15 protein-coding genes are annotated in these 13,517 nt (G+C 40.4%); 2 read left to right on the top strand and 13 right to left on the bottom strand.

Features of this window, described 5'->3' with window-relative positions:
- Positions 1 to 14 precede the first annotated feature (14 nt).
- From DEAC_RS11665 to selD, 9 genes are all read right to left on the bottom strand, one after another.
- A complete protein-coding gene (locus DEAC_RS11665) occupies positions 15 to 410 on the bottom strand; it encodes a MerR family transcriptional regulator (protein WP_047810231.1) in 396 nt (131 codons plus the stop codon).
- 181 nt (positions 411 to 591) lie between these two features.
- A complete protein-coding gene (locus DEAC_RS11660; RefSeq protein WP_053006400.1) occupies positions 592 to 1,653 on the bottom strand; it encodes a uroporphyrinogen decarboxylase/cobalamine-independent methonine synthase family protein in 1,062 nt (353 codons plus the stop codon).
- An 81-nt stretch (positions 1,654 to 1,734) separates the two neighbouring features.
- Positions 1,735 to 1,908 carry a DUF2284 domain-containing protein gene (locus DEAC_RS24930; RefSeq protein ID WP_083996094.1) on the bottom strand — a complete coding sequence of 58 codons (174 nt, stop codon included), beginning with the start codon at positions 1,906 to 1,908 and terminating at the stop codon, positions 1,735 to 1,737.
- Positions 1,909 to 1,923: 15 nt separating this feature from the next.
- Entirely contained in the window at positions 1,924 to 3,108 is a 1,185-nt protein-coding gene (gene mbdU, locus DEAC_RS24185) for a metal-binding double selenoprotein MbdU (protein ID WP_486598910.1), read from the bottom strand.
- 348 nt (positions 3,109 to 3,456) lie between these two features.
- Positions 3,457 to 3,765: a J domain-containing protein gene (locus tag DEAC_RS22225; protein WP_053006399.1), complete on the bottom strand. Its 309-nt coding sequence runs from the start codon at positions 3,763 to 3,765 to the stop codon at positions 3,457 to 3,459.
- Positions 3,766 to 4,067: 302 nt separating this feature from the next.
- Entirely contained in the window at positions 4,068 to 4,319 is a 252-nt protein-coding gene (locus DEAC_RS11645) for a hypothetical protein (RefSeq protein WP_047810229.1), read from the bottom strand.
- Between the two features lie 381 nt (positions 4,320 to 4,700).
- The gene (locus DEAC_RS11640; RefSeq protein WP_047810228.1) at positions 4,701 to 5,657 is read right to left on the bottom strand and encodes a sulfite exporter TauE/SafE family protein; all 957 of its coding nucleotides are present in this window, start codon (positions 5,655 to 5,657) and stop codon (positions 4,701 to 4,703) included.
- A 956-nt stretch (positions 5,658 to 6,613) separates the two neighbouring features.
- Positions 6,614 to 6,811, bottom strand: coding sequence for a hypothetical protein (locus DEAC_RS23570; RefSeq protein ID WP_161796447.1), 198 nt, complete (start codon positions 6,809 to 6,811; stop codon positions 6,614 to 6,616).
- Between the two features lie 134 nt (positions 6,812 to 6,945).
- Positions 6,946 to 7,974 carry a selenide, water dikinase SelD gene (gene selD / locus DEAC_RS11625; protein WP_083996092.1) on the bottom strand — a complete coding sequence of 343 codons (1,029 nt, stop codon included), beginning with the start codon at positions 7,972 to 7,974 and terminating at the stop codon, positions 6,946 to 6,948.
- 97 nt (positions 7,975 to 8,071) lie between these two features.
- Between selD and DEAC_RS11620 the strand changes: the two genes are divergently transcribed.
- A complete protein-coding gene (locus DEAC_RS11620) occupies positions 8,072 to 8,959 on the top strand; it encodes a LysR family transcriptional regulator (protein WP_047810225.1) in 888 nt (295 codons plus the stop codon).
- A gap of 22 nt (positions 8,960 to 8,981) precedes the next feature.
- Here the strand turns inward: DEAC_RS11620 and DEAC_RS11615 are convergent, their stop codons facing one another.
- Positions 8,982 to 10,523, bottom strand: a complete 1,542-nt coding sequence (locus DEAC_RS11615; protein WP_047810224.1) for a recombinase family protein — start codon at positions 10,521 to 10,523, stop codon at positions 8,982 to 8,984.
- A 13-nt stretch (positions 10,524 to 10,536) separates the two neighbouring features.
- Complete coding sequence (locus DEAC_RS11610; protein ID WP_047810223.1) at positions 10,537 to 12,147, bottom strand: recombinase family protein; 1,611 nt, start codon at positions 12,145 to 12,147, stop codon at positions 10,537 to 10,539.
- Between the two features lie 267 nt (positions 12,148 to 12,414).
- On the opposite strand from DEAC_RS11610, the gene DEAC_RS11605 reads away from it, so the two are divergent.
- Entirely contained in the window at positions 12,415 to 12,855 is a 441-nt protein-coding gene (locus DEAC_RS11605) for a hypothetical protein (RefSeq protein ID WP_047810222.1), read from the top strand.
- 118 nt (positions 12,856 to 12,973) lie between these two features.
- On the opposite strand, the gene DEAC_RS11600 is transcribed toward DEAC_RS11605, so the two are convergent.
- Positions 12,974 to 13,222: a hypothetical protein gene (locus tag DEAC_RS11600; RefSeq protein ID WP_047810324.1), complete on the bottom strand. Its 249-nt coding sequence runs from the start codon at positions 13,220 to 13,222 to the stop codon at positions 12,974 to 12,976.
- A gap of 1 nt (position 13,223) precedes the next feature.
- Positions 13,224 to 13,385 (bottom strand): hypothetical protein, encoded by a 162-nt coding sequence (locus DEAC_RS23865; protein WP_200903123.1) that lies wholly within the window; start codon positions 13,383 to 13,385, stop codon positions 13,224 to 13,226.
- Positions 13,386 to 13,517 lie beyond the last annotated feature (132 nt).

Here is a 13,517-nt window from a genome sequence, read left to right as displayed (position 1 = left end):
CAGGAATTAGTCACTTATTCCTGTAACCTTTTTATGATTGGACAAACACTGTTTTGTCCTTCGGCGCATTTGCCCAACAAGTCTTGCATAACGCTTTGGATTTTTTGCAAGTCCCGTATTTTAAGCTCTATCTCATTCAGTTTCAGGGTTGCAAATTCCTTAACTTCATCACATGTGTTTCCTACGCTCTCAGTCAAAGCAAGTAATTTTTGAATTTCTGCAAGAGTAAAACCCAAATCCTTCGAGCGTTTAATGAACCTAATTCGCTGAACTACCTCAGGAGAAAAAAACCGATAACCGGATTCTGTTCGTTCCGGTTCAGAAATTAATTTTAATCTTTCATAGTATCTAATCGTTTCTATATTGACACAGGCTTCTTTTGCCACTTGACCTATTTTCAAGCCCTTCATTGGTCACCTCCCTAGGACTATTATAAAGTCTATAGTTAGGTACAGAGTCAAGATCTATTTTACCTCTTTTTAAGTTAAAAAATTAAAGAGCGTAATAATAAAAAGGACCGGTCGAAGACCACAACTTCGACCGGCATTTCACTGATAGTTAGTACCCCGAAACGATTTATCATTCTTACACTCAAACCAGATGATATTTGACAGATAATTCTTTAGTCACACTGTAAACTTTTTCAGCGGTATCTGGGGTGAGAGTACCCACTCCACAGCTTGGAGTAATCATAATCTGTTTACGCAGAGCATCCCTGTCTACCCCCTTGCCAACCAACGTCTCAATCTGACTGTTAAGCAATTGGGTCAATTGATCCACATCATAAGCCAAAACCTTTTCGGACGTCGGAACGATTCCCCAGGCCAAAACTCCCTCTCTTTGCAGGAAATGCTGTATTTGATCGGGATACAGGGATAAGGTTGAGAAGTACTCAAAAGCATCGAAGTTTAGGATATCAATCCTAGATTCAAGCAGCATTCCCCAATCGGTACTGGCACATACATGTATCCCTGCAGTACCACCGGCTGAATGAATCATATCTGCAATAGTGTTAAGTTCATCAACGATTTCCTGTTTATTGAGAGTTATATGGGTAGATTGCCCGTAACCATAAAGTCCTGGTTCATCGATGAAAATTACGACCGGTTTGCTGAATTTGCTTAAGGTTTTAACTTGCCACTCAGCTTGCAAGGCTATGGTTTTCACAACGATATCCCGGAGTTCCTCATCATAGTACGACGACCTTCTATTTTGGTCGGTGAGTTGTAGGCCCAGAGTGATTGGCCATGTAACCTGACCTTTAATAAATTTAGCTTGAGTAAAATCACCGTTAGACAACTCATCGATGAATGTCCAAAATCCTTTGGCATATTCACGAGGAAAGCCAAAGAAATCTAATGCTTCGTGGTCACCTTCGGAAATTCTCAGATACAAGTCGTAAAACTCCGTGAGACGATCTAACCAATCGGATTGCCGAGTGAAGAAGGGTACACTGCCGGATTCTTTATCCACCAAACCGAGACGGACTAGTGGAGCAATATATTGGCCTATTAACCCTTCGGCAGGATTATTACTCGGTAGCTGTGGCCAATGAGGCATGTCTGGGAAGAACTGTTTCACCATTTGAACTGCCTCAACTGGGTCGGTATTTGGTAAGCTGCCAATGCCTGTTGCGATAAACGGAGGTATCAAGTGTTTCCACCTTCCCAACTTTGTTTATTAAGAAGAGCACCCCATTAGGATGCCCCAGTTAAACTACCTTGTTTCCTGTGATTATTCAAGTAACACGAGGGCAAAGTAATTCCACTTGCCGTACGTTTCCTTTTTAGTATCAATGTTAAAACCATTATTTCTGGCCGTCTTAAACACATCTATTCCGCAGGCTTCCATCAAAGGTCTAACCTCTTGATCCTTTTTTGGTGAAACGGGTGACTCAGCCTGAGTCACATTACTATCCTTTTGTCATGTAGGAGCCCCACCAAAAGGAAGGGCGAGTAACGAAAATGCCTTATAATATCCCAGCGAATAGGCTGCATGCTCAAGTTTAATGGCCTGTCTGGAAAGCTCAGGTCCGTTAGGACCCGTTAATAGGAACGCCTTCTCGTATTCTTGAAGGACCCGTTTTGTCTCTTCAGCTTTTGGTGCCAGGGGTGGATGAAAAGCACCTTTATCGTAAAAAGCACAGCCATATTGACATTTCCATTGTGCCCATTCGGCCACCGATATAGTGCTGGTATCTATTATCTTTGCTTCTTCAATTCCTAGTTCAGCAGCTTTACGTACAAGATCATCATATTTATTTAGACTTAAGTTCAAAATAGCCTTCTCCGACATCTCCATCTTAAGATTTTGAGGTGTCTCGTTCCTCTCGAAATAGGAACATTTAGACTCTCTGCATCCATGAGGGTGACGTGAACTGTAAGTACATATCATTGATTTACTGGGTGAAGGCAAAGAAACATTAAAATACTCTTTAACAAAAATAACAGCTTCACTCAAAGCGTTTCTCACAAAGTTCTTACAGCAACAGGGACCGGTTTCGTCAGCAATCTTGTCAACAATTCTTGCGGCGACTTTCATGGTCATTGCCGTTTCTTGATCTTTAGGACAAGCCGCACCTAAAATAACACTAAAACAGGCCCCAATAGCTGGAACAATTCCACATACCCCTGTCAGCCCGCAATAACCTCCGATGGCTTGTCTCTTGGCTCGATTCAAGGCTTCAACAATTTGTTCATTGGTTACCCCAATCGTTCCTTCGTTCTTGAGTGCTGCCATCAAAGCTCCTGCTGCTATCCAAGCATTTTCACAACCAAGCATGGGTATGTTATTTTGAGCCATTAGATACTCGGCTATTTCAAAAGGGTTTGCCGAGTTACTGGTCAAAACATATTCTTTGACACCACCAAAGAGGCCTTTCCCATGACATTCATCGCATACATAGTGCCCATTAGGACAGAAAATGTTGGCGATTTCGGTTTTGCCACATTGAACGCAAACTAGTTCCCGACCCGAATTGAAGTATTCTAATGAACCTCCGCAAATTTGGCAGTTCTCCGTTTGAGATTCATTGTGCTGACCAGCACCTGATGAACTGCCTCAGCAATCACTGGAACTAGAAATAGTTACATTATTAAGATCTGACATAATAAAAATCCTCTCCCATTATTTAAGTTAGCGTAATCTTTATTAACACGAGCTGATTTCTAATACATTCTGCCCTTTTCTAACTTAAATCCTTGATTGCACTTTTAAAGATTCGCTCTTTAAGCCCATTCCACTTCGATCATACCTACCCATTCGGGTAATTTGGGACGAATTGATTGTTTTGCCCTTAGTGCTTGATATGTAAAATTGAGAGATTTTCGATTTCAAAGTGATCCCTATTTGCCATTGACAAATTTCATCTTTTATACAAAGCTGAACTTTAACAAAAACAAAAGTTAGTTTTACAATGTCACTCAAACTTGTAAAAATACAGACAACAAGGTTTTGTTAGAATAAATTCCCAAATCTTTCCTTCCACCAATCCCAGTAAAGTTTCTCACCAAAAGGTGGTCTATTTTCAATATCATCTGTTGCGGACAAGCCACTATGTCTCCCGGCATTCTTTCCACTGCTGAGAATTTCATAAGCCTCTGTAATTAGAATAAATCTTTTTGGTAAACTTCTATCATTCGGATTGATATCGGGGTGGTACTTTTTAGCCAATTCCCTGTACGCTTGCCGGATCATTTTCACATCAGCGTCATCTGGCACCCCCAGTATTTTTCGTGCCTTTTTCTCAATAGACTCTGTACTCATACTAAAACTCCAACTTCCAAAATAACACTTTTCAGCACCTGATATGATACCAACTTCACCCCTGTCATGTGCTTAAGTAACTAGCTTTATTTTGGCATCATTCCGTCTTTCGGAATTGACAAGAAGCCTGAATAACCTTAGGCCAAAACCCTCCACATCTCTGAGAAAGGTTTTTTGCGGTAGCTTCATGCATCACGTCAGTTACACAAAACCGCTATCCATCCATATGCTGGTGAGCTGAGACTATATGAGTATTGTTATTGTGGAGACCATTAAAAAAACTCCGCGAGCGAATAAAAAAGTTAGATATGAGCATCCATAGTTAGCTTAAGTTGCTCATAAAGTGTATCTAAATCCTCTGTCATCTTCATTTGTAATAGGATATCTTCTAAAAGGGAGAAATCTACAGCATTATTGTAAATTAACAAACTTAGAGCAATTAGTCTTATATCATTAGATAACCCAGGATTTAAGGATATTCTTATTAAAATGTCTATTCTCATAGGAGTTAATGAATCCAGTAGGTTAAACTGTTCTGCTATGCTGAACCCCACAGAAGTCCTCCCTTCTTTATGAGCAAATTATATAACAAAATAGTTTGGAACTTTCAAATATATAATTTCAATCAAATAATAAATCTCTAACGGCTTCCTCTAATTTTTCCGTTGTAACTTCTTTACCTAGCACCTTGTCATTCACCGATATATTAGGTGGAGTAGGCATGTCAGATAAATCACCTTTACAAATAATCTCTACATTAACATTTGGAGCGTAGGCATCCCTAACCGTACCGGCTAGACTGATAAGCCGAGTTCAGGTTTTTCCAGAAGGACGATTAGAAAAAACCTTGATAGTTACCATAAATAGCCCTCCCTTTTAAATTTAAATATCATTTGACTAATGATACTTGGACAAGATTCTTAGTATATCCGTCATTAAATAATCCAAAACCCAAAAGCATGCTGAATCATCGGGCCAAAGACATAGCCAATTCCAATATAAGTAAGCACCACGGCCAGAAAGCCTTTCAGGTAAATGCCTTTAATATGTTTGGAAAGGACTGGTCCCAAGTAAGAACCAATCAGAATGCCAACTAGTTCGAAACCCACCATAGGTAAATCTAATTGACTTCCCATGCGTAGATAGTTACTGATACTTGTCAGAGAAGAAATTACGATAGACATAGTAGAAGTACCTGCAACGATGAACATTGGGAAACCAAGAGCACTGCTCAGGAACGGCACCAAAAGGAAGCCGCCGCCCACACCCAGAGCTGCTGAGATAATTGCAACAACCACTCCGGCAATAAAGGGGGCAAAGACATTGTAACGAAAGGATTCTCCGGCAAATGTAAAGGTGTTGTTTATTCCCATTTCACTAAATTGAACGCCGATTTCCTTGATCTCATTCATTTTGCCGGCAGCCTTTAGTTCTTTGACCTTTTCTTCAAAAGCTTTGGTTGCTTTTTTTACTTTCTGTTGTTTTTCCCGGAATCCTGGGGTCATTTCATACCACATACGCCCGGCAATTACAAACGTAATTAAGCCAAAGATCGGTTGATAGGCTGACATCTCTTTCAGGAAATTGGTAGAAAACCAAGAACCAAGCAACGCCCCAATGATGCCGCCTAAACCTAAACTTACAGCTGCCGGGACCACCAATCGTCTTTCACGTAAATATAAGGGCGTAGAAATGATTGGGCTGATTAAAGTTAGAATCTGGTTCATAGGTTTAATAGTATTGGCTTTTTTCATTCCGAAGATAGTGATGTGACCTACCCCCGCCAAAATTCCGCCGGCGGCACCAATGGTAGAAAATACAAAACCGACAAAAGCCATCCAGATGATAATAACAATAGGATTGACGGTAACTCCCGCTACATGAAAGAACATACGTGTACACCTCCAATAATCTCATCCGATCTTAACTTGTCATCAGGTAAGCTTGAACATTGACCCAGTATTTCTACGCAGTAACCGGTGACCTACATAATAAATGATTATTATAAGTGGATACCAGACAATCACGTAAGCGTGATTGTCAATTACGGGAAGTTTAAATGGCAGAGCAAAGTACGGCCACCAGATACTAATTAATCCCATGATTAGGACGTGAGGAATTAGAAAACCGATTCCGTCCAAAAAAGACCAGGTTAGATATTCGCAGAACATCTCGTTCAATTCCCTCTGTAACAAAGAGTACATGCCCTGGTTTTCATTTTCCAACGCTATAGACGATAATTCCCTGTATTCTATCATTCTGGACATTAATTTTTCCTGTTTTTTACGGTGAGGGTGTAATAACTTATCGAAAATTTCAAACCAAGTGACCATATAAATTCCCCACTATCAGGATAAATTTCATTCATTCTTTGAGAGCAAATTCCATAACAAAATGATTTGGAACTTTTCAAATATATAATTCTCAGTCAAGTGAATCAATTTCATAATGCCTAAAAACCGACTTGACAGTACCATATATAGCTGAAAATAAAATCACCACCACTATATATAGTAGTTGCTTCATCAAAAAAACCATTTATGAAATTGATTCAAGTAATAAATCTTTAATGGCTTCTTCTAATTTTTCCGCTGTAACTTCTTTACCTAGTACCCTGTCATCCACTGCTATATTTGGTAGAGTAGGTATGTCAGGCAAATCACTTTAATAAATAATCTCTACATTAACATTTGGAGCATAGGTATACCGAATCATTTTCATATCAGCTTTATCTGGAGCTCCAAGAATATTTCTAGCTATTATTTGATACCCACTATACTCATCCCATTCATAATTTCAATTCATAGAGCCCCCCTGTCTATAAAAAATGGCGGTGCAACAAAAACGCTTATTTTTTCCCCAGCTTCCGTGCGACAACCGTTTCCAGTTGATCCTGGGTAGCCTCTTTTCCAAGTTCTACATCATCAACATAAAGGTTGGGAGGGCTGATAACCTCCTCGTTATTAAGGACAATGTCCACGGTGCCTTTGTAAATGACATCGACTTTCACATCAGGCTCAAACTTTTCGCTGACCGCACGGGCCATTTGCAAGAGACGGCTTCAGCGAAGGCCTGCGGGACTGTTTGAGTACACTTTAATGATAACCATTTATAATTCCCCCGTTTACATTCATAAGATATATAATTTCATTGGTTTTTTTCTTTTCGTAATGTTCTTCTCTACTCTAACACTCGAAACGTTTTTTCCTTTGTTATCGTTCCGATCTCACGAGCATCTACATTTTTCTGCCCAAGTGTGTTCAAGAATGTATCTAACTTTTGAGGATCAACAGCTATTAAGAGCCCGCCAGAAGTTTGTGGATCGCAAAGAATCATTCGCATTTCTTTCGAAATTGAATTCTCCCATGTCACCTTGTCCCTCATATAGCGAAAGTTGTTATGCGCCCCTCCAGAAAAGGCCCCAGCTTCGGCCATTTCTATAGCACCGGTGATCAAAGGGACATCAGAGTTGTAAATCTTCGCTCCGACACCACTTGAGGAGAGCATCTCGGACAAATGACCTAATAAACCAAAGCCAGTTACGTCGGTACAGGCCGAGACACCAACTTCAACCATAGCTTCTGAAGCATCCCTGTTCAGGCGGTACATCTCCTCTATAACAGCTATTTCCATCGCAGGCGTGGTTAGGCGGCGGTCAATACCAGTGGTGATGACACCAATACCCAGTGGTTTGGTCAACACCAAGGCATCCCCCGGCTTCGCACCCTTCTTAGTAATGAGCTTTTCGGGATGAGCGAAACCAGTTACCACCAGTCCATATTTTGGAGCATGGTCGGTCACAGAATGACCACCGATAATCGATATTCCCGCTTCTGAAGATTTATCAGCTCCACCCTTTAAAATTTGTTCTAAAATACTTAAGGGCAGTGTCTGATTGGGATAACCCACTATATTTAAGGCAAAGGCAGGTTTGACTCCCATGGCATAAATATCGCTGATAGAATTAGCAGCTGCAATCATTCCAAATTGGTACGGATCGTCAACCACTGGTGTAATATAATCGACAGTCTGAACAACAGCCAGTTCATCGCTTATTTTATAAACCGCAGCATTTTCGTCTCGACCTGCCAAAACCTTGGGATCAACCACCTTGGGTAAACTCGACAACACTTCCATTAGGTCCGCCGGACCTATTTTACAAGCTCAGCCGGAACCGGGAGAATACGATGTAAGGCTTACTTTTGGCATATTAGTGTCATTGCCTCCTTTGTATTTACAGATTATCATGACAAGTATTATAATACAAATGAATAGTTTGCATATGTTGTATGCATATTCATTATAGGTGGTGGTTCAGCTGACCGATTTAATTCTTAACCAACTTAGGTTCTTTCACTCCGTTGCCAGGCATTTAAGTTATTCCAAGGCCGGGGAAGAGCTTAATTTAAGCCAACCTGCAGTATCAAGGCAAATAGCCTCCTTGGAGAAGAGTCTAGGACTCGATTTATTTTCCCAGCGAGGCCGCCAGGTGATTCTCACTGATGCCGGCCGTTCTCTTTATGACTATGCCGATCGAATTATGATCCTTGCTCAACAGGCAAGTAGAGCGATGGACCAATTCCATGATTTAGAGCGCGGGGAAGTACGCCTGGGAGCTAGCTCAATTGTGGGAAGCTATTTGCTGCCTTCTATTCTTAAAGAGTTTTACTCCCGCTTTCCCAACATTAAAGTGTCTCTAACAATAGATAACGATTTACAGATAGCTCGCTCCGTTGAAGAAGGAGAACTGGATCTGGCCCTATTGCTTGGCCCTGTGGAAGCCGATAACGTCCACATAGAAAGATTCGCCCAAGACGATCTTATTCTAGTCTGCCCTACCAGTGATGATGGTCTCCCCATGAATACTTTGTTTTCTAAGTACCCTTTGATCATATGGGAAAAATGTTCGTCCGATCATAACATCAAAGAACATCTTTCAGGACAGGGCATTACCACAAAGTTGTTTATGGAAATTCCCGATGCTGAAGTGATCAAGCGGTTTGTTATGTCTGGTATCGGGATAGCATTTCTGCCCTCACGAGTTGTTGAAGAAGAACTAGCATTCAAGATGCTACAGAAAGTTAAGGGTGATGAAACTACTTTGCCCTGCTGGGTTTATCTAATAACAGCCAAAGATCAACACTACTGTCCTACCTTGCTTGCCTTTATGAACTTTATTAGGAAATACCAGTAATCTCGAATAAGTCTTGCATTTGTCACAGCACTTCTCTAACCTCTATCCCAGCCTTCAATACAAACTCCACCTCCACCATCGACTCTACTCTAACCTTCTCCACCAGCTTTCGGAACAAATCCCCATCAAACTTATCCAGCAGACTGCCGTCCCTAGCATCCAGATAGGCCTTGAACTCTTCTCTCATCCTATCCCTCCACGCCTTCTCGGTCTCATCACTTTTCAACCTCTGCCTATGCACCTGCAACCTTTCAATCTCATTAGTTAAACATGAATATTCCTGATTATTCCGCACCACATTCATCAACTCTTGTTGAAGTTCCGCTATCTTGGCATCGATATCCTCATAATCACTCTCCTCACAACTAATCTCTTCTACTAAATAAGCTTCTCTCTTAATTATGATTCTGTTCATAACCCGAACAAAAGCCTGTTCCAAAGCTTTTTCTTTGATAGTCTTCATATCACAAGCTTCATTTCCACCCGTTTGATGATTAATACATATCCAGACAATCTGCTCATTCTTACCCTTTCCCCATTTGGTACGCCTAAATTTAGAACCACAATTCTCACAGAACAACTTCCCGGAAAAAGCATAATCACTTGTGAACTTGCTCTTCCCACTCTTGGAATACCCACGCATATTCGTTCGTCTTTCAAATTCCATCTGAACAGCAGCAAACTCTTCCTTAGAAATAATAGCTTCATGGCTATCCTCGACATAATACTGGGCAGCATGTCCAGTATTTTTCACACGCTTTTTTGTTAAAAAATCTGTCGTGTAGGTTTTCTGGAGCAGTGCATCGCCCATATATTTCACATTCTTGAGTATTCCAATGACCGTACTGTCATACCACTTTGTACCGCCTGCCCCAGTGATTAACCCATCCTTTTGAAGATTGCTGGCAATTTTATATGGACTTTTGCCATCCAAGAACTCCCGATAAATCCGCTGCACTACCTCGGCTTCTTCTGGAACAATAACTAACTGGCCCTGTTCATCCTTGGTGTACCCAAGGAATTTATTGTGGTTAACTAAAACCTTACCCTCTTGGAACCTGTAACTAATTCCCATCTTCGTAATCTGAGACAAATTGGAACTCTCTTCTTGTGCCAGGCTTCCGAGCAAAGTTATTAGAAATTCTCCCTTGGAATCTAACGTATTAACGACCTCATTTTCAAAGAAAATAGCGACTCCCTTTTCTTTTAACTGACGTACATACTTCAATGTATCCAGAGTGTTCCGAGCAAATCTGCTAATTGACTTGGTAATGACCATGTCAATCTTACCTGCCATACACTCATCAATCATGCGGTTGAAGCCCTCACGTTTCTTAGTGTTCGTGCCGCTAATTCCTTCATCCGAGAAAATCTCAACAAATTCCCAAGCTGGATTGTTCTGAATATATGAGGTGTAATGCTCAACCTGCGCCTGATAACTGGATAATTGCTCTTCATTATCCGTGGAAACCCGTGCGTAAGCGCAAACTCTTAGTTTTGCTGTAGCCTCTAAACCTTTCAATTCTTGCATCGGTTTTGCTGGAATGACTGTTACTGTTGCCATTAATAAAACCTCCTTAGAAAATATCGTGACCTCGCTTCAAGGCGTAAGTTTCCTCGAAAACAAGGCCATTTTTTAAGTGAAATATTAATTTAGTTCGTTCCTTGACTACTATTTTTTCAACCATATTCCGGTACAAATCGTCGCTGAATTCTGTGAGGTTTCCTCCCTGCGCCTCAAGCACAGCTTCAAGTTCTAGAGTTCTTACCATTCGATTATCTCGCTTATTAATTTCAGCCATCCTATCCGATCGTTCCGTTTGAAGCTGGGTCAATGTTTTAACTAATTCCTCGTGTTCAGTTTTAACTACATTATGGTCTGCATATCCCTTTTCTTCAATTAAAAAGAGCGCCCGTTCTTGTTTGATGAGTTTCTCAATTTCCTCATCTAACTTCGCGATGCGCTCATTATCTAACTCAGTTAACTTTTCCATTTCCAACCTTGCTTTATAATCCCCTAGCAACTTGGCCTGATTACTATAAAGCTGGTTAAACACTTTCACAAACAAGCCTTTAATGGTCTCTTCTTTAATCCTCCCGACCCCACAAGAATTTTTTCTTCCTATTATATAGGTGTTGCAAATCCAACAAACCGACTCCGCAACCGTACCACAATTATCTATATGCCTTTTAAATGTATTCCCACAATTGCCGCAAACAATGGTTCCAGTTAAAGCATATCGATTTGTGTATTTCTCGCGGTCGCCCTCTTTATTCCCCTTCGCTTTAGCCCGTGCCCCCATCAATTCCTGAACTTTTTCAAAATCATCTCTGCTAATTATGGCTGGGTGACTATCCTTCACATAGTACATTGGGGCTTCGCCGTAATTTCTCTTCCTATTATATAAGGCCGTTGTAATGGTTTTTTGAAGGCGAGCGTCACCGCAGTACTTCTCGTTCTTCAGGATATCTAGAATGCTTGATTCAGCCCATTTAACATTTCCTGAGATATTTATGATCTCGTCGGCTTCAAGACCTCTGGCGATTCGAAAAGCACCCAGACCTGAAAGATAGTCTTTGAAAATTCGTCTCACTATGGCGGCTTGCTCTTCATTAATCACGAGTTGTCCATTTTTGTGTTTGTCATAACCTAGAAACCGTTTGGTGGTGACCGAGAACTTCCCTTTCTTAAAACGCCGTTGGTTACTCCAATGCATGTTTTGTGAGATGGAAGCTAATTCTTCCTCGGCGACTGAGCTTAGAATGGATAACATAAGCTCACTTTCGGCAGTTAAAGTGTTAATAGCCTCCTTCTCGAAGTGAACGGCAATCCCAAGTAGTTTAAGTTTACGGACGGTTTCCAAACAATCGGTCGTATTCCTAGCGAAGCGACTAATTGATTTAGTAATAATCAGGTCAAACTTCTTATTCTCGGCATCCTGAACCATCCTCATAAACTCTGGTCGTTTTGCTGCGTTCTTACCGGATATACCTTGATCACTATAAATGCCTGTAAAGCTCCATTCTGGATTGCTATTTATATAAGAAGTGTAATGCTGGACTTGAGCAAAAAAGCTTTCTTGCTGCTCAGCTTGATTGGTCGAAACGCGAACGTAAGCGCAAACTCTGAGTTTTTGGAGAGGTTTATTGAAGATTGGGGCTTTCTCAATGGTGCGTATTTTTTTCATGTGGCTCGTCTCCTTCCTCAGCAAGGGTTGTGGGAACATATTGGTGGTAAAAAAATGTCCTGCGATTGCTAGTCGTAGGACATGTTAGCTCTTGTATGGTGGGTATTGCAAGTCAATATTTAATAAGAGTTTTGTTAAATGGGTCTTTTGCGAAGGTAATTTAATAGTTATTCTTACTCTAGTCTTTAACCGAACTATTTTCAATTTGTGTATAGAAAATACTTGAGGAGAAATGATAATAGCAAAAACGATGAAGGAGTTAATGTGGTGGAAGTAAAATTTGACAAACCTTTGATTGCTATGTTCCTATCAATAATCGGTGCTATACCTGCGGGAATATTCTCTGAAATAATGATTTACTTTCGTTTCACTACAATATCTGCTCCAAAGGCAACAAGCATGATGTTTATAAGGGAAGGTAGCCTTGCACTAGGAGTTTTATCTCACATAGGATACAGCGCAATATTAGGACTGTTCTTGTATTACACCCCTAAATTCGTCGGAATCGATCATTACTTAATTAAAGCAGTTTTTATTAGCATGTTTGCTGAGGCTATACTTTTTATTGTTTTCGGAACCTTTATGAGAAATGAATATATGATTCAAAATGCATCTGGAAACTATTCACAAGCATCAGCTGCAGCAATTGCGGGTCTTGTTAGAGGCTATCTGATTAAGCGATATCTATTCGGAAAACCAAATTCTTAATTTAATATAAAATGGTGTTTTAAACTAAAAAATAGTAGCTATTGATACAGAAGTATTCAATGTCATTGCAAAGTGTTTCGCTAAACTCCCACTTATCGAACATCAAATCTTAGATCCATTATATCTTCCACAAGAACCACTTACAGGTATTCAGCTCATATTTGAGTTCAAAAACTCTCATTTGCCCATGAATCTCGCTTTGGCACTCATAAATTTTCGTACGATTTCCAGCAAGTTTCTCTTCAGATATTCTTTTAATCATCTCAACCTTAACCACATTGCCATCATGTCGAAAGCGTATCGGACGCGGTGTACCGGGGATATCGAACCATGCAATCATTTCTATAGGAGCCATAACGACTTTCATGTTAACCACACTTCGCCCAATCACCCGTAATACATTCGGTGCATCCTCCGATATGTAACAGTTTGTTCCGGCACACAGGACATTGATCATGGGCAATTAACCATTCTTCACAGGGTTCCGTACAATAGGATTTCCTATTACACTCGGCACAGACATCTCTCATTTTTATCGCCTCTTAGTACATATATTTGGTTTATTATCGAACTTATGTTCCAATTATATCAATTCTCTTTTCTTAGATCAATAATTTCTTACATAAAATTATATCAACCCTCACCGACAAAAAATTGATGAG

The sequence above is a fragment of the Desulfosporosinus acididurans genome, assembly GCF_001029285.1.
Taxonomy (GTDB): Bacteria; Bacillota; Desulfitobacteriia; order Desulfitobacteriales; family Desulfitobacteriaceae; genus Desulfosporosinus; species Desulfosporosinus acididurans.
This window is presented reverse-complemented; position numbering and strand designations above follow the sequence as displayed.